At 66.0% G+C, this 21743-nt stretch carries 20 protein-coding genes; 12 read left to right on the top strand and 8 right to left on the bottom strand.

The window, feature by feature from the left end; translation table 11 throughout:
* The 3 genes from aroQ to I6N89_RS04075 all read right to left on the bottom strand — a co-directional run bounded on the left by aroQ (position 1) and on the right by I6N89_RS04075 (position 1409).
* Positions 1 to 444, bottom strand: coding sequence for a type II 3-dehydroquinate dehydratase (gene aroQ, locus I6N89_RS04065; RefSeq protein ID WP_207016942.1), 444 nt, complete (start codon positions 442 to 444; stop codon positions 1 to 3).
* Between the two features lie 72 nt (positions 445 to 516).
* Positions 517 to 1086: a DedA family protein gene (locus I6N89_RS04070; protein ID WP_207016943.1), complete on the bottom strand. Its 570-nt coding sequence runs from the start codon at positions 1084 to 1086 to the stop codon at positions 517 to 519.
* On the bottom strand, positions 1083 to 1409 hold the full coding sequence (locus I6N89_RS04075) for a hypothetical protein (protein WP_207016944.1): 327 nt from the start codon (positions 1407 to 1409) through the stop codon (positions 1083 to 1085). The genes I6N89_RS04070 and I6N89_RS04075 overlap by 4 nt, the downstream gene beginning before the upstream one ends.
* A gap of 581 nt (positions 1410 to 1990) precedes the next feature.
* Between I6N89_RS04075 and I6N89_RS04080 the strand changes: the two genes are divergently transcribed.
* The 6 genes from I6N89_RS04080 (at position 1991) to I6N89_RS04105 (ending at position 8630) form a co-directional block, all read left to right on the top strand.
* A complete protein-coding gene (locus I6N89_RS04080) occupies positions 1991 to 2884 on the top strand; it encodes a PfkB family carbohydrate kinase (RefSeq protein WP_207016945.1) in 894 nt (297 codons plus the stop codon).
* Positions 2881 to 3798 carry a pseudouridine-5'-phosphate glycosidase gene (locus I6N89_RS04085; protein WP_207016946.1) on the top strand — a complete coding sequence of 306 codons (918 nt, stop codon included), beginning with the start codon at positions 2881 to 2883 and terminating at the stop codon, positions 3796 to 3798. Before I6N89_RS04080 ends, I6N89_RS04085 begins: the two co-directional genes overlap by 4 nt.
* Before the next feature lie 80 nt (positions 3799 to 3878).
* Complete coding sequence (locus tag I6N89_RS04090) at positions 3879 to 4574, top strand: DUF502 domain-containing protein (RefSeq protein ID WP_207016947.1); 696 nt, start codon at positions 3879 to 3881, stop codon at positions 4572 to 4574.
* 207 nt (positions 4575 to 4781) lie between these two features.
* Positions 4782 to 6398: a tetrathionate reductase family octaheme c-type cytochrome gene (locus I6N89_RS04095; protein WP_207016948.1), complete on the top strand. Its 1617-nt coding sequence runs from the start codon at positions 4782 to 4784 to the stop codon at positions 6396 to 6398.
* Complete coding sequence (locus tag I6N89_RS04100; protein ID WP_207016949.1) at positions 6398 to 7054, top strand: cytochrome b/b6 domain-containing protein; 657 nt, start codon at positions 6398 to 6400, stop codon at positions 7052 to 7054. Before I6N89_RS04095 ends, I6N89_RS04100 begins: the two co-directional genes overlap by 1 nt.
* Positions 7055 to 7592: 538 nt before the next feature.
* Positions 7593 to 8630 carry an alpha/beta hydrolase family esterase gene (locus tag I6N89_RS04105; RefSeq protein WP_207016950.1) on the top strand — a complete coding sequence of 346 codons (1038 nt, stop codon included), beginning with the start codon at positions 7593 to 7595 and terminating at the stop codon, positions 8628 to 8630.
* 16 nt (positions 8631 to 8646) lie between these two features.
* On the opposite strand, the gene I6N89_RS04110 is transcribed toward I6N89_RS04105, so the two are convergent.
* The 3 genes from I6N89_RS04110 to I6N89_RS04120 all read right to left on the bottom strand — a co-directional run bounded on the left by I6N89_RS04110 (position 8647) and on the right by I6N89_RS04120 (position 11031).
* Complete coding sequence (locus I6N89_RS04110; RefSeq protein WP_207016951.1) at positions 8647 to 8904, bottom strand: YjhX family toxin; 258 nt, start codon at positions 8902 to 8904, stop codon at positions 8647 to 8649.
* A 235-nt stretch (positions 8905 to 9139) separates the two neighbouring features.
* The gene (locus tag I6N89_RS04115; RefSeq protein ID WP_207016952.1) at positions 9140 to 10174 is read right to left on the bottom strand and encodes a patatin-like phospholipase family protein; all 1035 of its coding nucleotides are present in this window, start codon (positions 10172 to 10174) and stop codon (positions 9140 to 9142) included.
* Positions 10175 to 10257: 83 nt separating this feature from the next.
* The gene (locus I6N89_RS04120; RefSeq protein WP_207016953.1) at positions 10258 to 11031 is read right to left on the bottom strand and encodes a 3-hydroxybutyrate dehydrogenase; all 774 of its coding nucleotides are present in this window, start codon (positions 11029 to 11031) and stop codon (positions 10258 to 10260) included.
* A 410-nt stretch (positions 11032 to 11441) separates the two neighbouring features.
* Between I6N89_RS04120 and I6N89_RS04125 the strand changes: the two genes are divergently transcribed.
* The 5 genes from I6N89_RS04125 to I6N89_RS04145 all read left to right on the top strand — a co-directional run bounded on the left by I6N89_RS04125 (position 11442) and on the right by I6N89_RS04145 (position 17633).
* Positions 11442 to 13274: an extracellular solute-binding protein gene (locus I6N89_RS04125; protein WP_207016954.1), complete on the top strand. Its 1833-nt coding sequence runs from the start codon at positions 11442 to 11444 to the stop codon at positions 13272 to 13274.
* A gap of 31 nt (positions 13275 to 13305) precedes the next feature.
* Complete coding sequence (locus I6N89_RS04130; RefSeq protein WP_076704660.1) at positions 13306 to 13419, top strand: entericidin EcnA/B family protein; 114 nt, start codon at positions 13306 to 13308, stop codon at positions 13417 to 13419.
* 84 nt (positions 13420 to 13503) lie between these two features.
* Complete coding sequence (locus I6N89_RS04135; protein ID WP_076706099.1) at positions 13504 to 14205, top strand: response regulator; 702 nt, start codon at positions 13504 to 13506, stop codon at positions 14203 to 14205.
* A gap of 33 nt (positions 14206 to 14238) precedes the next feature.
* Entirely contained in the window at positions 14239 to 15426 is a 1188-nt protein-coding gene (locus I6N89_RS04140; RefSeq protein ID WP_207016955.1) for an FIST N-terminal domain-containing protein, read from the top strand.
* The gene (locus tag I6N89_RS04145) at positions 15417 to 17633 is read left to right on the top strand and encodes a PAS-domain containing protein (protein WP_207016956.1); all 2217 of its coding nucleotides are present in this window, start codon (positions 15417 to 15419) and stop codon (positions 17631 to 17633) included. Before I6N89_RS04140 ends, I6N89_RS04145 begins: the two co-directional genes overlap by 10 nt.
* A gap of 494 nt (positions 17634 to 18127) precedes the next feature.
* Here the strand turns inward: I6N89_RS04145 and I6N89_RS04150 are convergent, their stop codons facing one another.
* Positions 18128 to 19714, bottom strand: coding sequence for a helicase HerA-like domain-containing protein (locus I6N89_RS04150; RefSeq protein WP_207016957.1), 1587 nt, complete (start codon positions 19712 to 19714; stop codon positions 18128 to 18130).
* Between the two features lie 404 nt (positions 19715 to 20118).
* On the opposite strand from I6N89_RS04150, the gene I6N89_RS04155 reads away from it, so the two are divergent.
* On the top strand, positions 20119 to 20760 hold the full coding sequence (locus I6N89_RS04155) for an invasion associated locus B family protein (protein ID WP_207016958.1): 642 nt from the start codon (positions 20119 to 20121) through the stop codon (positions 20758 to 20760).
* A gap of 70 nt (positions 20761 to 20830) precedes the next feature.
* Here I6N89_RS04155 and I6N89_RS04160 read toward each other — a convergent pair whose 3' ends face one another.
* A complete protein-coding gene (locus I6N89_RS04160; RefSeq protein WP_207016959.1) occupies positions 20831 to 21724 on the bottom strand; it encodes an endonuclease/exonuclease/phosphatase family protein in 894 nt (297 codons plus the stop codon).
* Positions 21725 to 21743: the final 19 nt, after the last annotated feature.

Raw genomic sequence — 21743 nt, forward strand, 5'->3', positions numbered from 1 at the left:
TCACGACCGCCCCTCCAGATGGCTCTGGAGCGCATCCATGGCCAGCGTGTAGCCGCGCGCGCCGAAACCGCAGATCACACCCACCGCGACCCGGGCGATATAGCTCACATGACGGAACTCCTCGCGGGCATGCACATTCGACAGGTGCAGCTCGATGGCGGGGATCTCGGCGGAGCTGATCGCATCCATCAACGCGACAGACGTATGGGTATAGGCGCCTGCGTTGAGGACAAGCCCGTCGAGCCGCCCGCGTGCACCATGGATGGCGTCGATCAGCGCGCCTTCATGGTTGCTCTGTTCGAACTCGACGCTGACACCGATGCGCTCGCCATGGGCGCGGCACATGGCCTCGATATCGGCGAGCGTGGTGCGGCCGTAGACCTCGGGCTGACGCGTTCCCAGCAGGTTGAGGTTCGGACCGTTCAGGATCAGGAACCCGGGCATGTGAAATCCTCCGAAACAATGGCATCACTTACCGCCGGAACGCGCCGTTTGTCCAGAAACGAACGCGGGTTTTCACCGCTGGCGCCGCCGCAGCATCCGCCAGGAGAGCCACGCAACCGCCAGACAGGCGAAGAGCCAGGTGAGCGTGCCCGCCATGTCGGAGATCTGCGGAACGAAGGGGGCAAAGCCCGCGCCGAGCGTCATATAGGACGACACCCAGACGATTTCGCCGGCGAAGTCCCAGAGTAGAAAGCGCCGCCAGCGCATCCCGGCGGCGCCGGCGATGAGGTTCATCGGCGGGCCCAGCGGCGCAAACAGCCAGCGGCTGAGAAACACCGCCACGGCGCCGCGCCGGTGCAGCAGTGTCTGCGCCTGCACCAGCGCCGCGCTGCGTCGGTCGAGCACACTGCCACGGGCGCCGCGCCCGAGCGCGTAGCCGAGGTTGTCGCTCAGAAACGCCGCGCTGAGCGCCGTTGCAGCGGTGGGCAGCAACGGCAGATCTCCGGCGGCCACAAGCGTGCCCGCGACCAGCAGCATCAGCGAGGCCGGCATCATCGGCACGCCGAGCGCGCCGAGCCCGATCACCAGCGCCAGCACCGGAAGGCCCAGCGACGGCAAGGCAGCGAGCAGCGTCTCGCTCATTGGGCGCGCTCCAGAGCGGCGTCGATCGCGGCGAGGAAGCTATCCAGGCTCTGGCCGCGCATCTCGGCGATCTCCGCGAGGCTGCGATGTCCGGCACCGGAACCGGGCGCGATGCCCAGCAACGGCCCGAGGCTGCGCGGCGCCATCCGGTGCGAGCGTTCCACATAGCCCAGCGTCATCCAGCCTTCGGGCGCTTGCTCGTGATGCTGCGGATCGGCCCAGTAGAGCGCGCGCCGCACAGCCTTCATCATAAAGAAGCCGGCGCCGAGCAGCGCTAGCACGAGAACAGTCAGAAGCAGCTTGCGTGAGATGTGGCGGGGCATGGTCTAAGGTTGCCTGTAGAATTTCGGCTGGTCAAAGGCTTGGTGGAGGGTTTGCGGCGGGTCTACCATGCTATTTATTTACATAATACTGATTATAAGACATATCTGCGCCGGTTGGCATATTCTCAATTGGGTTGCGATCCAGCCCTCTTGCGGCGAGCCAGCAGACCGGAGCATGGCAGACACACGAGATATACCGCTTGTCGTTGTGATCTGGGCACGAATCCGCATCGTACCCGCTGCGACATTGAGGCGTAGCCCTGTCCCTGCACAAATGCTGATGTCGCGCATCGTTTGTGGAGCGCGGATGAGCCGTGAACGAATCTGAGGCGGATAACCCCATAATGACAGCGGCTTGTGAGACATAGCTCGCTCATCGCATTTGCGGCGGCGATAGCTCTCGACCCACTCTCGTCTCTTGCCTTACGATTCCCCCGAGAGCTTTTGAAATCACGAGAAAATATGTCTGGATCATCGCCCGACAGGCGTCAATGCGCGGCATTCCAGACGATTGTCTGCCGGGCGCAACGGAATGCGCGCCGGGCCTTGCCCGTTCCGCGCCGCTCGGTCAAAAATCCGGCATGAACGAGACACCGGATATTCTCTGCATCGGCTCCGTGCTCTGGGACGTCATCGGCCGCTCGAACGGTCATATGCGCCAGGGGTCCGACATGCCCGGGCGGATCACGCGGCTACCCGGCGGCGTGGCGCTGAACATCGCGATGACCTTTGCGCGCTTCGGTCTGCGTCCGGCGCTGCTTAGCGCCGTGGGTCAGGATCCCGAGGGCGACGAGCTGACTGCCGCCTGCGCGCAGCTCGGTTGCGACACGCGCCATCTCTACCGCTCCGAGGATCTGCCGACCGACCGCTACATGGCCGTCGAGGGCGCCAACGGGCTGATCGCCGCCATTGCCGATGCGCATTCGCTGGAACGCGCCGGGTCGCGCATTCTGCACCCGCTCTCCGACGGCACGCTGGGCAGCGCCGAGACACCCTACCCCGGTCCGGTCGCGCTCGACGGCAACCTGACCGAAACGCTGCTCGACGAGATTGCCCGTGACCCGTGTTTCGCCGCCGCCGATCTGCGCATCGCGCCGGCAAGCCCGGGCAAGGCCGAGCGGCTGCTGCCGTTCCTGCGGGCACAACGCGGCGTGCTTTACGTCAATCTTGAAGAGGCCAGCATCCTCTGTCAGGCGCCGTTCGACAGCGCGCCGCAGGCGGCGGCCAAGCTGGTCGAACGTGGTGCGGCGCGCGCGGTGGTGACCAATGGCGGCGAAGCGGCCTGCGATGCCAGTGCGGACGGGCTGATCGCCGAACGTCCGCCCGAGGTGCTGGTGACCCGCGTGACCGGTGCCGGAGACACTTTCATGGCCGCACATATCGTGGCAGAGCTGCGCGGCGCGGGCCGCGCCGAGGCGCTGAGCCTCGCGCTCGATGCCGCCGCCGCTTACGTATCCGGAGATATCGCCTCATGAGCCTCTTCACCCTCTCCGCCCCGGTCGCCGATGCGCTGGCCAACGGCACGCCCGTCGTGGCGCTGGAATCGACCATCATCACCCATGGCATGCCCTGGCCGCAGAATCTCGAAATGGCGCGCCGGGTCGAGGACGCGGTACGCGCCGAGGGCGCCGTGCCGGCAACCATCGCGGTGCTCGACGGCAGGCTCTGCGTCGGGCTCGACGATGCGCAGCTCGAAGCGCTGGCGCAGGCGCGCAACGTCGCCAAGCTCAGCCGCGCCGATCTGGCGGTCTGCGTGGCCGAAGGCGGCACCGGTGCCACCACCGTGGCCGCGACGATGATCGCCGCCGCCCGCGCCGGCATCGCCACCTTTGCCACCGGCGGTATCGGCGGCGTGCATCGCGGCGCCGAGAGCAATTTCGACATCTCCGCCGACCTTCAGGAACTGGCACAGACACCGGTCACCGTGGTCTGCGCCGGCGCCAAGGCGATCCTCGATCTGCCGAAGACGCTGGAGGTGCTGGAAACGCTCGGCGTGCCGGTCATCGCCTATGGGCAGGACCAGTTGCCGGCCTTCTGGTCGCGCGACGCGGGTCTGCGCGCGCCGCTGCGCATGGACACGCCCGGCCAGATCGCCCGCGCCCAGGCCATGCGCGTGGCGCTTGAGCTGCCCGGCGGCCAGCTCGTCGCCAATCCGATCCCGGCCGAGGCCGAGATCCCGCGCGAGGTTCTGGCGCCGGTGGTGGCGCGCGCGACGGCGGATGCAGAGAGCCACGGCATCCGCGGCAAGCAGCTCACCCCCTATCTGTTGCAGCGGATCTTCGAGCTGACCGAGGGCCGTTCGCTCGACGCCAATATCGCGCTGGTGCTGAACAATGCGCGGCTCGGGGCCCGGATCGCGACGGAAATGAGCGCCCTGCCCGGCAATTGAGCTTGCGGCGGCGCAGCGCCATTGTAGACATGTCGGCGAATGCCTAGGTTTACAGGCAGTCAACGCGCTCCGGGATCCAGATGAACACGCCCTTCGACGACAAACCGCGCAGGCCCGGCCTGCTGGCCTCCCTGCGCGCGAGCTTTCTCACCGGGCTTGTGGTGATCATGCCCGTGGGCCTGACCATCTGGCTGATCTGGACGCTGTTCGGCTGGGTCGACGGGTTCGTGCTGCCGCTGATCCCGGCGCGGTTCAACCCCGAGGAATATATCGGCATCAACCTGCGCGGCGTCGGCGTGATCTTTTTCCTGGTCTTTACCATCATGGTGGGCTGGGTCGCCAAGGGGCTGATAGGGCGTTCGCTGATCCGCTTCGGCGAAAGCCTGGTGGAGCGCACGCCGGTGGTGCGTTCGATCTATTCCGGCATCAAGCAGATCGCCGAGACGGTCTTTGCCCAGACCGAGCGCAGCTTCGACAAGGCCTGTCTGGTGCAGTATCCGCGCAAGGATATCTGGGCCATCGGCTTTATCTCGACCCAGGCCAAGGGCGAGGTGGCGCGGCGCGCGGAAACCATGGGCGATCTGGTTTCTGTCTTTGTGCCGACCACGCCGAACCCGACCTCGGGCTTCCTGCTGTTCTTTCCGAAAGAGGACGTGATCGAGCTCGACATGACGATCGAGGAAGCCGCCAAACTGGTGATCTCGGCGGGGCTGGTCTATCCGCCCGAGCGCGCGGGCGGCAAACCCCGGGTCGAAGAGGTGCGGCAAGCCTCCTGACATACGGGGAGCGGTGGGCAGGATTGCCCACCCTACGCAGCGCCGCTCGCCCGATATTCCACCGCAAGATGTGCCCGCAAAAGATGTACAAAAAACAATTTTTCTCCCTGGGCACGCATACATTCAAAATTTGATATAAATCAAGGCCACCCTGCCCGGTCGCGCATTCCATGAGAGGAGTGCAGCTTACCGCGACGGGAGGAGACCATGCGGCGCGTCCTGACAGCCCTTGCCCTGATCGCCACCGCCGCCCCGGCGCTGGCGCAGCAATCCACCGCGCCGGAGATCCCCGGCTCGGACAGCACGGCGGATCACTCGAAATTCGAGATCCTCCAGAAAGAGTTCACCTCCGGCCCCGAGGTCACCGAAGCCTGCCTCTCCTGCCATACCGAGGCGGACGATCAGGTGATGCACTCGATCCATTTCAACTGGGAATTCGAGAACCCCAGGACCGGCGAGCTTCTTGGCAAGCGCAATGTCATCAACGCCTTCTGCGGCAATGTGGTGGGCAACGAGCCGCGCTGCACCTCGTGCCACGCGGGCTATGGCTGGGACGATATGCACCAGCCGCCACCGCAGCAGAGCACAGCGGTGGATTGCCTCGTCTGCCATGACCGCTCCGGCCAGTATACCAAGCTAGCCACCGGTGCCGGCCATCCTCCGATGGAGGCAAAGGGTAAGACCATCACCGGCGCCGATGCCTGGGCGGTGGATCTGTCGAAAGCCGCCATGTCGGTGGGCCTGCCCGGGCGCGAGAATTGCGGCCAGTGCCATTTCTACGGCGGCGGCGGCGACAATGTGAAACACGGCGATCTCAGCTCGGCGCTGGTGATGCCGGATGTCCATACGGATGTGCATATGTCGCCCGACGGTGCCAACATGGTCTGCACCGATTGCCACGTCACCGAGAAACACCAATGGGCGGGCTCGCGCTATGATGTGCATGCCACCGATCCCGAGGGCACCGGCCGGCCCGGCGAGCGCCGCCGCGTCGCCACCTGCGAAAGCTGCCACGGCACCGAGCCGCATCCGGTCGATATCAAGGGCATGAAGCTGAACGACCACACCGATGTGGTCGCCTGCCAGACCTGCCACATCCCCACCATGGCCAAGGGCGGCGTCGCCACCAAGACCTGGTGGGACTGGTCGACCGCCGGCAAGCGCGATGCCGAGGGCAATGCCTATTCGGAAGAGGAGTTCGTCCAGTCCGATGGCAAGCACCTGCACACCTACCTGTCGATCAAGGGCGATTTCCGCTGGGAGGAAGAGGCGCAGCCGATCTACGAATGGTTCGACGGTCAGGTCAGCTATGCCTCTGCCGCACAGGGCGGCAAGATCGACCCGACGCAACCGGTGGGCATCAACGAGATCGCGGGCGACGCACATGACGGCAAGTCGCGGATCTGGCCCTTCAAGAAGATGGAAGGCCGTCAGGCTTACGACTCGGTCAACGATACGCTGGTCTATTCCCATGTCTGGGGGCCGGACACCGACACCGCGCTCTGGACCAATCTCGACTGGGGCAAGGCCATCGCCGCGGGCATGAAGGCCGCCGGCAAGGAGTATTCCGGCGAATACGGCTTTATCGACACCTATATGTACTGGCCCACCACCCACATGGTCGCCCCCGCCTCCGAGGCGCTCGACTGCCAGTCCTGCCATGCCGAAGACGGGCGTCTGGCCAATATCGCCGGTGCCTTCATGCCCGGCACAGGCGGCAGCGCCATGGCCGGGCTGCTGGGCAAGATCCTCTTTGCGCTGGCGCTGCTGGGGGTTCTGGGCCATGCGCTGCTGCGCCTCTTCAGCCGGAAAGGAGAGCCCTGATGTCGAGCCGTATGGTCAAGGTCTACCCGCGCTTCGAGCGGCTCTGGCACTGGACGCAGATGACGCTGATCTTCGTGCTGCTCTTCACCGGCTTGGGGCTGAACGGGGTGCATGGGCTGCTGCCCTTCGGGCCGGCGGTGATGCTGCACACGATCGCGGCGCTGGTGCTGCTCTGCGTGTGGATCTTTGCCACCTTCTGGCTCTTCACCACCGGCACCTGGCGGCAGTTCATCCCGAAGATGCGCGGCATGACCAAGGTGGCGCGGTTCTATGCCTGGGGGATCTTCAGGGGCGAGAAACACCCCTATCACAAGCTGCTCTGGCGCAAGCACAACCCGCTTCAGGCGATCACCTATTTTGGGCTGAAGATCCTGGTGTTCCCGGCGATCTGGATCACCGGCATCCTCTACCTGACCTACAATCTCTGGGAAGAGGTGCCGAACGCCACGCTGTGGCTGACGGTGATCGCCAACCTGCATGTGCTGGCGGCCTGGGTCATCGCCTCCTTCGTGGTGGTGCATGTCTATCTGCTGACCGTGGGGCACGGGTTTCGCCAGCATGTGGCGCCGATGGTCACCGGCTATGACTGCATCGACCTGACGCACGAGCAGGAAGCCTATCTCGAAACAAACGAACCCTGGCGGCTCCAGTCCTGACGGGCTGATTTTCCCTCCTGAGCCGCCAGCCCTCGCCGCGCCGGACCCCAAACCGGCGCGGCGCTTTTGTCTGGAAGAGCAATGCGTTGCCGTCGGCCCCGACGGCTCGCGCAACGCAAGCCGGGCCCGGCGGCTGCCCGTGGGCTGCCGCACCGAGTTTGGAATCCCTCGATTTATCCCAGCCAAATCCGAAAGACCTCTCAGCGCAACACTTGCGTCACCAAAGCGGCAGCCCGCCCGAACGGGCAGCCGCTGGCCCGGCGCCTTCGGCTTGGTTCCGGGCCAAAGGGCGCGGGGATTGAACAAAGACAGAAGTCGCCGCCGGACCAAGCGACGAGGCCCCGGATCAAGTCCGGGGCGGGGCATCCTGAGCGGCGAGCCAGGGGTGCCGGTGACGCAAGCGTCGCGGCTTGTCCGGCCCGTTTGGTCCGCAAACCGCCCGGGATCGCCGGTGGCGACGCAGCCGCCCCTACCCAACACACGCAACCTATGAGAGCATGAACCCATAGTTCCAGTTCCATGTCACGAGGCACAAGCCATGCCCCTTCCGTTCCTGCCCCGCCTCGCCCTGCTGCTGACCCTCGCGCTGCCCACCGCCGCCCCGGCGCTCGAACGCATCTCGGCCTTTGGCGACAATCCCGGCGATCTCGCCATGTGGATCCACCGCCCCAAGGGCCATGACGGCGCCCTGCCCCTTGTCGTCGCGCTGCATGGCTGCACCATGAGCGCCGAGAGTTTCGACGACGAGACCGGCCTCACCGCGCTTGCCGATGCGCAGGGGCTGATGCTGCTCTTTCCCGAGCAGAGCGAGGAGAACCAGCCGCGCAAATGCTTTCGCTGGTATGACGAGGCCGACAACCGCCCCGGCGACGGAGAAAGCGCCTCGATCCGCAACATGATCGACCATCTGCTCGACAGCGAGGATATCGACCGGTCGCAGATCTTCGTCATGGGGCTATCCGCCGGCGGTGCGATGTCGGCGGCGTTGATGGCGGATTACCCCGATCTCTTCGCCGGGGGCGCCATCGTCGCCGGGCTGCCCTATGACTGCAATCGCCCGCGCTCTTTCTTCACCTATGCGGTCTGGCAATACTGGCGGATGATGCGCCACGTTCAGGGCGGCACCTATGACGGCTGGGACGCCTCCTATGCCTGCGGGATCATTCCGCCCAACACGGCGGTCGACCGCGCGCCCGAAGACTGGGCGCGCTATGTCGCGGAGCTCCACGGCAGCGCACCGGCAGGCTGGCCGCGCGTGTCGATCTGGCAGGGGGAGGAGGACGAAACTGTCGATCCCGACAATCTCGAAGAGCTCGCCGATCAGTGGACGGCGCTTCACGGTCTCGACCCGGAAGCCCCGGATGCGGAGGAGATGATCGCGGGCGCCACCCGCAAGCGCTATCTCGACACCCGGGGCGTGATCCGGGTCGAAACCTGGGATCTGCCCGCCCTGCCCCATGCGGTGCCGGTCGACGAGGATGGCGCGCCCGCATGCGGGATCGCGGACGGCGCCTATATGGAAGAGGGCGAGATCTGCGCGGTGCGCGAGATCGCGCAGTTCTGGGGGCTGCTGTAGGCGCAGCCCCCGCCGCTCATCGGTTGTCGAGCTGCGCGCGCACGCTTGCCAGCCCGGCGCGGGTGATGCGGTAGGGCCGCCCGCCCTGCGAGCGGATCAGCCGGCGTTTGCGCAGACGGTCGAAGACCGGCAGCGTGCAATCGCTCAGAACGTGACCTTCGCGGGTAAAGCAGGTCACCTCAAGGACCTTGCCGTTTTCGGCGCGTTCGAACTGAATCGCACCGCCCTGCGCCAGCGCGTGCAGCACGCGCTGTTCGTGTTTCGAGATATTCATGGAGATGTTCCGGAGAGAAAACGCAAAGCGTCGCTCCGTCCGGCCATCGCGCGGACGGGGCTTTGGGTTTACTGTCCCGCGGCGCGGAACATGCGGCTTGCCGCAATCTCCAACATCAAGGCTCCATCGTTCGGGCCGTTGGCCCGTTGGTCTGAAAATGAAATAGACACGCAGCGGCGCCGGATCAACCGCGCCGCGTCAGTCCCTGCGCCGATTGTGTCGCCGGGGCCGCAGCCTACGCGAACATCTGACGCAGATCGGCGGTCTGTTTCTCGCCCAGATGCTCGTGGTGATCGGTGAGGAAGGCCCCCGCCGCGCGCCGCCCCGCCTGTTTGAGCTGCGCGATGACCGATGGCAGCGGCACCGTCTTGGTGGCCACCGACAGCTCGTTCATCAGCGTGTCGTCGGCGATCATATGCACCCGCAGCTTCTTCATCGAGCCCTCCTTGACCATGCCGGCCTCAAGCAGGCGCTGCACGAATTCGATGGCGCGCAGCTCGCGCAGGAGCGAGGCGTTGAAGCTGATCTCGTTGATGCGGTTCTGGATCTCCGGCGGGGTGATCGGGATCGCCTCGCGCACCAGCGGGTTGAGGTTCACGATCACCAGATCCTGCGGCAGCCCGGGCTTGAACAGCGGGAAGAGCGCCGGGTTGCCGGTATAGCCGCCATCCCAGAACGCCTCGCTCACGCCGGTCTGCGGATCTTCCAGCTCCACCGCCTGGAACAGCGTCGGAAGGCAGGCGGAGGCGAGAATGGCGCCGGGACAGAGCTTGTCGCCCTCGAAGATCCGCACCTTGCCGTCGCGCACCGAAGTGGCGCAGACAAAGAATTCCGGCCCCTCATGGGCGCAGATCGTGCCGAAATCGAGCTTGTCGACGATCCGTTGCAGCGGGTTCTGATAGAGCGGCCCCCAGGCATAGGGCGACAGCATGCGGGTGACGCTCTCGCCCGCCGCATAGGGCAGCGAATACTGCACCGCGCGGCTGACGATGCCGGGATCGGGCAACCAGGCATGCATCCACTCGGGCACCGACATATCGCGCAGCCCGGCGATCTCGTGCCAGACCCAGTCAAGCATTTCGCGCGCACCCTCGCGCCCGCCACGCACCAGCCCGGCCTTGAGCGCGGCGCCGTTGAGCGCCCCCGCCGAGGTGCCCGAGATCGCGGCGATCTCGATATCTTCCTCTTCCAGAATCCGGTCGAGCACACCCCAGGTAAAGGCGCCATGCGCGCCGCCGCCCTGAAGCGCGAGATTGATGCGCTTGGTCATTGATCCGTCCTTAAAACACGCGGCCCATGCCTGTGCGGGCACCGCGGGCACCCGCGATGCCGGACCGGTCCTGTTGTCACCGGTTACAGCGCGGTCCAGCCGCCATCGACCGAGATCGTCGTGCCGGTGATCTGCTCGGCCGCGTCCGAGCACAGGAACACCGCCGTGCCGCCGATCTGCTCGGTGGTGGCGAATTCCTTGGAGGGCTGGCGGGCCAGTATGACCTGCTCGATCGCCTCTTCCTCGGTCATGTTGTATTCCTTGGCCGTGTCGGGGATCTGCGCCTCGACCAGCGGGGTCTTTACATAGCCCGGGCAGATCGCGTTGGCGGTGATCGGCTCCTTGGCGGTCTCCAGCGCCACCACCTTGGTCATGCCCACGACACCGTGCTTGGCCGCGACATAGGCGGATTTATAGGGCGAGGCGGTGAGCCCGTGGGCGGAGGCGATATTGACCACCCGGCCCCAGCCGGCCTTGCGCATCATCGGCAGCGCGGCGGCGGTGCAGTGGAAGGTAGAGTTCATGTTGATCGCGATGATCGCATCCCATTTCTCGACCGGAAACTCGTCGATCGGCGCCACATGCTGGATGCCGGCATTGTTCACCAGGATATCGCAGGCACCGGCCTGCTCGATCAGCGCGCGGCATTCTTCGCCCTTGGACATGTCGGCCTTGATATAGCGCACGTCGACGCCGAATTCGCGCGCCATGTCCTCGGCCAGCTTGTGATCCTCGTCGCGGTCCGTGAAGGAGTTCAGGACGACCGAGGCCCCTGCCCGCGCCAGCTCCCGCGCGACGCCCAGCCCGATGCCGGAATTCGACCCGGTGACGATGGCGGTCTTGCCTTTCAGTGACATGATGGAGATCTCCTCAGTGATTTGCGGTCAGCATATCATGCTGCACCTGCAAGATAAGGGGGCATTTGACACGCGGGTTCCCGCCTGCGCATCACGGTTTCGGGATTGGACGCCGACATCCGAAGCGCTTACACGCGGCTGGCATCGCGGCGGGGCCGGCCACCTGGGTCGGGGCAGCTCCGCCGGCTTCCGGAACCGCATCCTCCATGGCGCAGAGCCAAAAAAAACGCCGGCACAAGGCCGGCGTTCAGTCATTGAGGCAGGTTTCATACAGGCAAGAAACCTATCGAGCAGTGCCCTCTTTATACGCGTTTCTCCGCCGGAGTCCAAGCTAAAAGTTTGAAAAGACGTAAAAGCCCCGATACGCTCCGTAGCCAAGAAAACAAGGGCAGTTCAGGATTGTTTCGCAAATGATGGCCGATTTTTTCCGTCGCCGCACGTTCCGCAGCGCCATTTTCGCGGCGGCAATCGTCCAGGCGGGATTCGCCTGGGCCGCACCGCAGCACGGCATAGCTATGTATGGCGAGCCCGCCCTGCCCCCAGATTTTGATCACCTGCCCTATACCAATCCCGACGCGCCCAAGGGCGGGCGGCTCGTCACCGGCGAGACCGGCGGCTTCGACAGCCTCAATCCGCATATCCTCAAAGGCACCGTTCCCTGGCAACTGCGCTTTCTCGCCTATGAGAGCCTCATGGGCCGGAGCTGGGACGAACCCTTCACGCTTTACGGGCTTCTGGCCGAAAGCGTCGAGACCGGACCGAATCGCGGCTGGGTCGAATTCACCCTGCGCCCGGAGGCAAAATTCTCCGACGGCAGCCCGGTCACCGTCGAGGACGTGATGTGGAGCTACGAGGTGCTCGGCACCGAGGGCCACCCGCGCTATCGCGGCACCTGGCAAAAGATCGAAAAGATGGAGCAGACCGGCCCGCGCTCCGTCCGTTTCACATTCACCGAAGACGACCGCGAGCTGGCGCTGATCATCGGCATGCGCCCGATCCTCAAGAAAGCGCAATGGGAGGGCAAGGATTTCGCCTCCAGCGGGCTCGACGTGATCCCCATCGCCACCGCGCCCTATGTGATCGACGATTTCGAGCCGGGCCGTTTCGTCTCGCTGAAACGCAACCCCGATTACTGGGGCAAGGATCTGCCCTTCATGAAAGGCCAGGCCAATCTCGACGAGATCCGCATGGAGTTCTTCGGCGACGGCACCGTGCAGTTCGAGGCCTTCAAGGCCGGCGCCCTGACCGCGATCCGCGAGAACAATGCCGAGAAATGGCAGACGCAATACGATTTCCCCGCCGTCGAACGCGGCGATGTGGTGAAATCCGAGATCGCCCATGGCCGGCCCACCGGCATGACCGGCTTTGTCATGAACACAAGGCGGGGCGCGTTTTCCGACTGGCGGGTGCGCGCGGCGATGCTGCACGCCTTCAACTTTGAATATATCAACGAGACGATGACCGGCTCGAAACAGCCGCGCATCACCTCCTATTTCTCGAATTCCGAGCTCGGCATGCAGGCCGGCCCCGCGACGGGCCGCGTGCGCGCGCTGCTGGAGCCCTTTGCCGACACGCTGCTGCCCGGCGCGCTCGACGGCTATGCCCTGCCCGAAGGCGACGGCAGCGCCCGCAACCGCCGGAACCTGCGCGCGGCCATGGCGCTGATGAACGAGGCCGGCTGGAGCGTGCAGGACGGCGCGATGAAGAACGCCGAGGGCCGGCCCTTCCGTTTCGAGATCGTGCTGGCGCAGGGATCGAGCGAGGAACAGTCGATCATCGACATCTTTGTGCAGGCGCTCACCCGCATGGGCATCGCGCCGCAGGTCACGGTGATCGATTCCGCGCAATATAACGAGCGGGTCAACGCCTTCGATTTCGACATGACGTTCTTCCGCCGCGGGCTGTCGCTCAGCCCCGGCAACGAGCAGCGGCTCTACTGGGGCAGCGAGGCGGCGGATCAGCCGGGCTCGCGCAACGTCATGGGGATGAAATCCCCCGCCGCCGACGCGATGATCGACGTGCTGCTGAACGCCACCAGCCAGGAGGAGTTCATCGCCGCGAGCCGCGCGCTCGACCGCGTGCTGACAACCGGGCGCTACGTGATCCCGATCTATCAGTGGAACATTTCGCGCATCGCCCATGTTAAGGAGCTGCGTTACCCCCCGCATGTGCCGGTTTACGGCGACTGGATCGACTGGATGCCGAATGCGTGGTGGTGGCAGGACGAAGACCAAGAGCAATAAGCAAAATCAAAAGCAAGAAAGAGCAGGCAACATGAAACAGGCACTTCTTCTCGGCGTTCTGGCGCTTCTGGCGGGCTGCGGCACCGTCGATGGCGTCGGGCAGGACATCTCCTCGGCCTCGCGCACCGTGCAAAGCTGGTTCTGACGCGTCTCCGACTTTTTGGCACGTTACGCGGGCGCTCTGCCGTACTATCCTGACATCCGGGAGAGGAGGAGCAGAGCCGCCATGATGAGAGACCGTGTCCAATTGCTTTCGGAAGGCGGCCAGAACCGCGCGCTGGTCGTTGACGACCATCCGCTGTTCTGCGACGCGCTGACGCTGACCCTGCAGTCCATCGCGGATTTCGAAGAGATCCGCGCCGCCGGAACGCTGGAAAAGGCTCTGGAGATCGTCGGTCAGGGCGAGCCGCCCGACCTGATCATCCTCGATCTGAACCTGCCCGATGTGAACGGGCTGGACGGTCTGGTGCGCCTGCGCAACGCGGCGCCCCGGGCCGCGATCCTCATCGCCTCGTCGATGGCCGATAACCGGATGATCAGCCACGCGCTCAAGGCCGGTGCCGACGGGTTCGTGCCCAAGCATTCGCAGCGCTCGGTGTTCCGCCGCGCCTTCGAGGCGCTTTCCGGCGGCCAGCCCTTCGTGCCCGACGGCTATATCGACCCGCACGGCCCCGGCATCGAAGGCCCCGGCGACGCGCTGGCGCGGCTGGCGACGCTCACCAACCAGCAGGCACGCATCCTGTCGCTGATCTGCGAGGGCAAGCTGAACAAGCAGATCGCCTATGACCTGTCGATCGCCGAAACCACGGTAAAGGCGCATGTCACCGCGATCATGCGCAAGCTTGGGGTGCACAGCCGGACGCAGGCGGTGCTGATCGCGCAGGAGGCGAGCTTTACGCGGGTCTTGCCAAGCGAGGGCACGGCGACGTAACCTGCCGGGCACCTCGGCGAAAAGGACGAGCGATTGGACGGAGCACAGACCGGCTCCGCAGGGGAGGAAACATATCGGGCCGGTGCCCTGCGCGTCGCGCAGGTTGTCTGCGGCGCCCCGGACCCGATCACCGCGATCTCGGAGCAGCTTGGCCCCGGGCCTTTCGAACTCGTTTGCCTCTTTGCCTCTCCCCAGGCGGATTTCAGGGCGCTGAACAGCGAGGCCATCGGCGCCTTTGGCGGCTCCGATGTCTTTGCCTGCACCACCGCCGGCGAGATCGGCCGCGCCGGCTATGAGGAAGGCCAGATCATCGCGGTGGGCTTTCCCTCCGAGCTGTTCTCGGTCGACGCCTTCGCCATCGACGGGCTGGACGCGCTCGACGACCGCAAGATGACCGAACAGATCATCCAGCGCCGCATGGCGCTCAACATCGCGGCACCGGACAAGGGCTCGGAATTCGCCTTTCTCATGGTCGACGGGCTGTCGCTCCAGGAGGAGAATGTCGCCTCGATCCTCGCCTCGGGCATGGGGCCGATGCCGCTTTTCGGCGGCTCCACCGGCGACGGGGTGGATTTCGCCACCACCTGGCTCTCGCATAACGGCGTCGTCCGGCGCAATGCGGCGCTGCTGGCGCTGGTGCGCTCGCGCTGCCCGGTCAAGGTGTTCAGCCTCGACCACCTGATGCCCACCCGCACCCGCATGGTGGTGACCCGCGCCGATCCCGACCGCCGTCTCGTGCAGGAGATCAATGCCGAACCCGCCGCCGCCGAATATGCGCGTCTGCTCGGCAAGGATCCCAACCAGCTCGACACCTTTACCTTTGCCGCGCACCCGGTGGTGGTGCGGCTCGGCGACAGCCACCATGTCCGCTCGATCCAGCGCGTCGACGAGCATGGCAATCTGGTGTTCTTCTCGGCGATCAATGCCGGCATGGTGCTGACCCTTGCCGAACATCAGGACATGGCGCGTCATCTCGACGAGGAGCTGGCGGCGCTCGGTGCCGACCGCGCACCCAGCCAGATCCTCGGCTGCGACTGCCTGCTGCGCCGCGTCGAGGCCGGGCAGTTCCAGCAGACCCGCGCGATCTCGGACATCCTGAGCAAGCACAATGTCGTCGGCTTCAACACCTATGGCGAGCAGTTCGGCGCGCTGCATGTGAACCAGACCCTGACCGGCGTGGCCTTCTACCCGCCCGAGGAGGAGGCGCCCGAATGTCGCTGATAAACCCGGCGGATTCGCTCGAACGGCAGAACGAAAAGCTGCTGCGCATCGCCGAAGCGCTGATGGAGCATGTGGAGCACGGCCCGGCCCAGTCGGGCGAGGCCTATGCCCAGTTCGAGCGCGCGGCGCTGCTGGAAAAGCGGGTGCGCGAGCGCACGCTGGAGCTCGAACGCACGCTCGATCTTTTGCATGAGTCGAACGCCCAGCTCGCCCGCGCCAATGACGAGACCGAGGCCGCGCGCCGCAACCTCGCCGACGCCATCGAGACCGTATCGGAGGGCTTTGCGCTTTTCGACGGCGACGACGTGCTGGTGATGTGCAACTCGCGCTTCTGCCGCGATTTCCGCGACACGGTGCGCGATCTGCGCCCCGGTCTCGCCTTTGCCGGATATGTGGAGCGGGTCAGCCGCTCGCGCTATCTCGCCCTGCCCGAGGGCATCAGCTCCGAGGCCTGGGCCGCCGACCGCATGCGCAAGCACACCGACCGCAGGGTTCTGTTCAACGTGCGCCACGGGCAGGACCGCTGGTTGCAGGTCTCCGAGCATCGCACCGCGAATGGCGGCACCGTGGTGCTCCAGACCGATGTGACCGACATCATCCGGCTGGAGCGGCAGGAGCGGCTGAAGCTCAAGGACAAGCAGACGCGGATGATCCGCGCCACGCTCGACCATCTCGATCAGGGCGTCTGCATCTTCGACGAGAACGCCCGGCTGGTGGCGTGGAACGAAAAGATCGGCACCCTGCTCAACCTCACCGCGCGGCGGCTGCATCTGGGCGCCTCCTTTGCCCGGCTGCTGGAGCGGCTGGAGCAAGAGCTGACCTTCACCTATTCCAGCGACCGCGACTGTTTCCGGCGCTGGGCGGCGGCGGAGGGGCTGCGCGGGCCGATCAGCTTCGAGCTGACGCGCGACACGAATGTGGTCCTACAGGTCTTCGGGCGCGGCATGCCCGATGGCGGGTTCCTTTTCTCCTGCACCGATGTCACCGCCGAGCGCGAGGCGGCGCGGCGGCTGACCGAGGTCAACGAGATGCTGGAACAGCGGGTGATGGAGCGCACGCTGGAGCTGGAGGATGCGCTCTCTGCCGCCGAACGCGCCAATGCCTCGAAATCGCGCTTTGTCGCGGCGGCGAGCCACGATCTGCTGCAACCGCTCTCGGCCGCCAAGCTCTTCGTCTCCTCGCTGGCCGACCGCTGCGGCAATGCCGCCGACCGCGCAGTGCTCGACAAGACGGAATCCGCGCTGACCTCCGCCGAGCAGTTGATCGACGCGCTGCTGGATATCTCCAAGCTGGAATCCGACGGGCTGAATTTCGACATCCGCCCGGTGGCGCTGCGCGAGATCTTCGCGCCGCTGCGCGACGAGATGGAGGTGCTGGCGGCGCGCAAGGGGCTGAGCCTGCGGATGATCGACAGCGGCCTGACGGTAGAGACCGACCCGGCCTATATGCGCCGCGTGGTGCAGAACCTCGTGGCCAATGCGATCCGCTACACCGAGGCCGGGCGCGTGGTGGTGGGCGTGCGGCGCCAGGCCGGCACCGCGCGCATCGAGGTCTGGGATACCGGGCCGGGCATCGCCGAGGAGGATCAGTCGGCGATCTTCGAGGAGTTCCGCCGGCTCGACACCCGCGCCTCCAGCAATGACGGGCTGGGGCTGGGCCTTGCCATCGTGGAGCGCGCCTGTGCCCGGCTCGGCCATCCGCTGGGGCTCTGGTCGGAGCCCGGGCGCGGCTCGTGCTTCATGGTCAGCCTGCCGGTGGTGGGCGCCGCAGCGCCGGCGCGGCCCGTAAGCCTCGGCCCCGCGCGCCCGGTGGGGCTGGCGCAGGCCGGGCTGATCGCGCTCCTGGTCGAGAACGAGCCGCAGCTGCGCCGGGCGATCACCGTGCTGATGGAAAGCTGGGGCGTAAGTGTGATCGAGGCGGAGGACGCGGAGAGCGCGCTCGACCTGCTGGCGGATCTGGAGCTGACGCCGGACGCGCTGCTGCTGGATTACCAGCTCGGGCCGGGGATGACGGGCACGGAGCTTTTCCGCGAGATCACAACGCGCCTGGGCCGCCTGCCCTGCGCCATCGTCTCCGCCGACCGCTCCGAGGCGCTGCGCGAGGCCTGCGCGGCGCTGGAGATCGAGCTGCTGAGCAAACCGGTGGACCGCCACCGGCTGGGCCGGTTCTTCGACGCGGTGGCGCGCGGCGTGCTGGCAGCGGAGTGACGGCGCCCCCGCCAGTGATGCGGCCCCCGCCCCGGACCTGATCCGGGGCCTCTCCCTTCCCGCCGGGCATTCCCGGAAAACGCGACGTAAGATCCCGAAACCAGAGGCCCCGGATCAAGTCCGGGGCGGGATTTCTGGAGCCGCGATATCGCATAAGCGAAAGCCGCGCCATCGCCGGCCCGTGGGATGGCGATCTTCCCTCTGAACCTCTTACTTTATCCCTGCCAAGTCCGAATGACCTCGAAACGCGACACTGGCGTCACCAAATCGCCAGCCCGTCACGCCAAAGGCGTGCCGATTATAAACGGCGCACCTTTGGTGCGACGGGGCGGGTCATGCCCGAGGCATGCCTTCGGCATGACGATGGCGCGCCTCTCGGCGTTTGCTTGCAAACGCCTGCCGGCAACACATCGCTTTGCGATGTGTGAGAGGCGGCCTGCGGCCTTGTTCCGCGCCTGAGCGCGAGGGATGACAAGGTAAGAAATAGGCTCCCCTCACCGCGCCTTGAAAAACGACCCCAGAATGCCCCGCACCAGCCGTTTGCCCGTGGTGCCCGAGAGCTCCTTGAGCACCGCCTGTTCCAGCGCTTCACCAATGGAGTTGGGCGCCGAATAGCGCGTGGAGCTGCGTTTCGGTGTGCTCTTGCGCGTCGTGCTGGCGCGCGGGGTCGGATCGTAACGCCGGGCGCGGTTGTATTCGCGGATGAGATCGCCCGCGTCCCCGGTTTCCGGCGCGCCCACCTCCGCCTTGCGCTCGGCCTCTTCGGCGGCCCGCGCTGCCGCCTCGGCCCGGGCCGCCAGCATCTCATAGGCCGACTGCCGGTCGACCGTCACATCGTATTTCGCCCCAAGCGGCGAGGCGGCGATCACATCCGCACGCTCGGCCTCAGAGATCGGCCCGAGCTGCGACGAGGGCGGACGGATCAGCGTGCGCATCACGATCCCCGGCACGCCCTTCTTTTGCAGCATCGAGGTCACCGCCTCGCCGGTGCCGACCTCACGGATCGCTTCTTCGGTGTCGAATTCCGGGTTCGGGCGATAGGTCTCGGCGGCCATGCGCAGCGCTTTCTTGTCGCGCGCGGTGAAGGCGCGCAGCGCGTGCTGCACCCGATTGCCGAGCTGGCCGAGAATGTCCTCGGGGATGTCGTCAGGGTTCTGGGTGATGAAGTAGACCCCCACCCCCTTGGAGCGGATCAGCCGCGCCACCTGCTCCACCTTGTCGACCAGCGCCTTCGGCGCATCGTCGAAGAGCAGATGCGCCTCGTCGAAGAAGAAGACCAGCTTCGGTTTTTCCGGATCGCCCACCTCCGGCAACTCTTCGAAGAGCTCCGAGAGCAGCCAGAGCAGGAAGGTCGCGTAAAGCCGTGGTGCACCCATCAGCGCATCGGCGGCAAGGATATTCACCTGCCCGCGCCCCTCGGCATCGACCCGCATCAGATCGGCCAGATCCAGCGCCGGCTCGCCGAAAAGCTTTGTGCCGCCCTGGTTCTCCAGCACCAGCAGCCGGCGCTGGATCGCGCCCACCGAGGCGGTGGAGATATTGCCGTAGCGCAGGCTTAGCTCCTTGGCGTTTTCGCCCACCCAGACCAGCAGCGCCTGAAGATCCTTGAGATCGAGCAGCGGCAGCCCCTGCTCATCCGACAGCCGGAAGGCGATGTTCAGAATACCCTCCTGCGCCTCGCTCAGCTCCAGCAGCCGGGCCAGCAGCAAAGGCCCCATCTCGGCCACCGTGGTGCGCACCGGATGGCCCTTTTCGCCGAAGAGATCCCAGAACACCGCCGGAAAGCCCTGATAGGTGAAATCGTCGAAACCGATCTTGCCGTTGCGCTCGGTAAACGCATCGTGAAGCTTGCCGGTCTGCGAGCCCGCGCGCGCCAGACCGGAGAGATCGCCCTTCACATCCGCCAGAAACACCGGCACGCCGGCGTTGGAAAAGCCTTCCGCCAGGATTTGCAGCGTCACCGTCTTGCCGGTGCCCGTCGCGCCGGCCACCAGACCGTGGCGATTGGCGTATTTCAGCGCCAGATACTGCTTTTCGCCGTAGCCAGCCCCGCCACCGCCTATAAAAACGCCGTTTTCCATCCCCGCCCTCCAACAACGCGCGCAGCGGAGCATACATTCTTAACCATTTGATGCCAGTATCAATTTTGTCCGGGGCAACATGTCCTCTCCTGCTCCGGGCTGACTTCCTCCCTGTCAGACTGGCCGCGCCCTTCGGGTGCGGCCTTTTTCCTTGGAAAGTGATCGCGGAACTGTGAGAAACCCTGTTGACCGTTGCAAAAGAGTTTCGTAGCGTTCGCCCAATGACAAAGCCGGCCGGTCCGGCAGGGAGCAAGGGGGAAGGGACCATTTGGTCCCTTTTCTCTTTTTGCACTCTGTCTTGCGGCTTTCCGCCGCCCCGTCGAGGCATGGTTTTTCCGGCCTGACACTGCCGCGGCGCCGTGCTACTCGGGCGGTGAGAACGATCAGAGTTTAGGGGACTTTCCATGACCAGACCGCTTTCCGTCCTGTGGGCCCTGCCGCTTCTGGCGAGCCTTGCCGCCGCTCCGGCGCTGGCCCAGGAGGACGCAGGCCAAGAGACCGGCGAAGAAAGCACAACGTCCGGAGCGAGCGCCACCATCGGCGGCGACCTGACGATGGGCGAGACCGAGGGCGAGGCCGCTCAGCAGGCCGAGACCTATGTCAAGGCGACCCATGGCGACTGGGCGCTGCAATGCCTGCGCGCGCCCGAGGGCTCGGAGGCCGAGGATCCGTGCCAGATGTACCAGCTGTTGAAAGACGGCAATGGCGGCAATGTCGCCGAGGTCAGCATCTTCCGCCTCGCCAATGGCGGCCAGGTCGCCGCCGGCGGCACCTTTGTCGTGCCGCTCGAAACGCTGCTGACGCAGAAGCTGACCATCGCCGTCGATGGCGGCCAGGCCAAGCGCTTCGATTTCTCGTTCTGCACGCAGGTCGGCTGCTATGCCCGCGTTGGCTTTACCGCCGATGACGTGGCGCGCTTCAAGGCCGGCAGCGTGGCGAAGGTGAGCATCGTTCCGGCGCTGGCCCCCGATCAGCGGGTCGAGCTGGACATGTCGCTGTCGGGCTTCACCGCCGCGTTCGACGAAAGCTCGGCGCTGCGCCAGTAATCCGACGACTTCGCAATCTTGAAAACGGCCGCAGGGATGACCTCTGCGGCCGTTCTCGTTTCCGGGCACATCAGAGCCCCGGCAGATCGACCACCAGCGCCGCGTGATCGCTGGCATGGGGCCGGTGATGGCCGACACCCTCCAGCCGCGCGCCCTGCCCCGGCCCGGCCTCGTGACCGAGCCCGCGATGCAGCACACGCGGCACCGCATCGGGGCAGCGCGCCGCCAGCGCCGTCGAGGCAATCAGCGCATCGGGGCGATGATGCGCGCGGATATGCGGCTCGTAATAGGTCCAGCGCGCGTGCTCCGGCAGGCGCAGCCCCAGATCGACCCCGGCGGTTTCCAGCGGCGCAATGGCGCGCGCGCCACCCTCGCGCGGCTCGTTGAGATCGCCGATGACCAGCCAGAGCGCATCGCCCCCCTTGGGCAGCAGGCGCAGCACCGCCTCCGCCTCCAGCCGCCGCAGCGCCCAGGCGCGCGCCGGGTCCGGCGCCGGCGCCTTGAAATGCACGACAAACAGCGTCAGCGCACCGAACCGCGCCTCAAGACAGTCGCGCCGAAACACCGGCTGATCCGGCGGCATGCCCCCGGGCGCGCTCAGCCCGAGATCGGTGGCGGTGAGCGCCGCATGGCTGCGCGCCACGTCCCAGCGCCGCCGCGCCATCAGCGCCACGTCGAGCCCGCGCCCGTCATTGCCCGGCAGGCAGAGCCGGTGGCGATAAGGCCCCGCGCGCGGCGCGAGATAGCGGTCGTGGAAGAAATCGAGGCTCTCGGCATCGAACACCTCCTGCAAGGCCACCACATCGGCCCGCGTCGCCGCCAAGAGCTCTGCCGTCAGGCGCCGGTCGGCTTCGTCATGCTGCGGCGCCGGCGGCTCGTCACGGTCGCGCGCGCCATGCAGATGCCCGCCCGCCTCGTCGGGCAGCAGCCGCAGGTTCTGCATATTGAGCGAGGCGATGCGCATCCGCCGCCTTCCCGGCCCC

It is taken from the genome of Salipiger abyssi, assembly GCF_017311415.1.
Classification (GTDB): domain Bacteria; phylum Pseudomonadota; class Alphaproteobacteria; order Rhodobacterales; family Rhodobacteraceae; genus Salipiger; species Salipiger abyssi_A.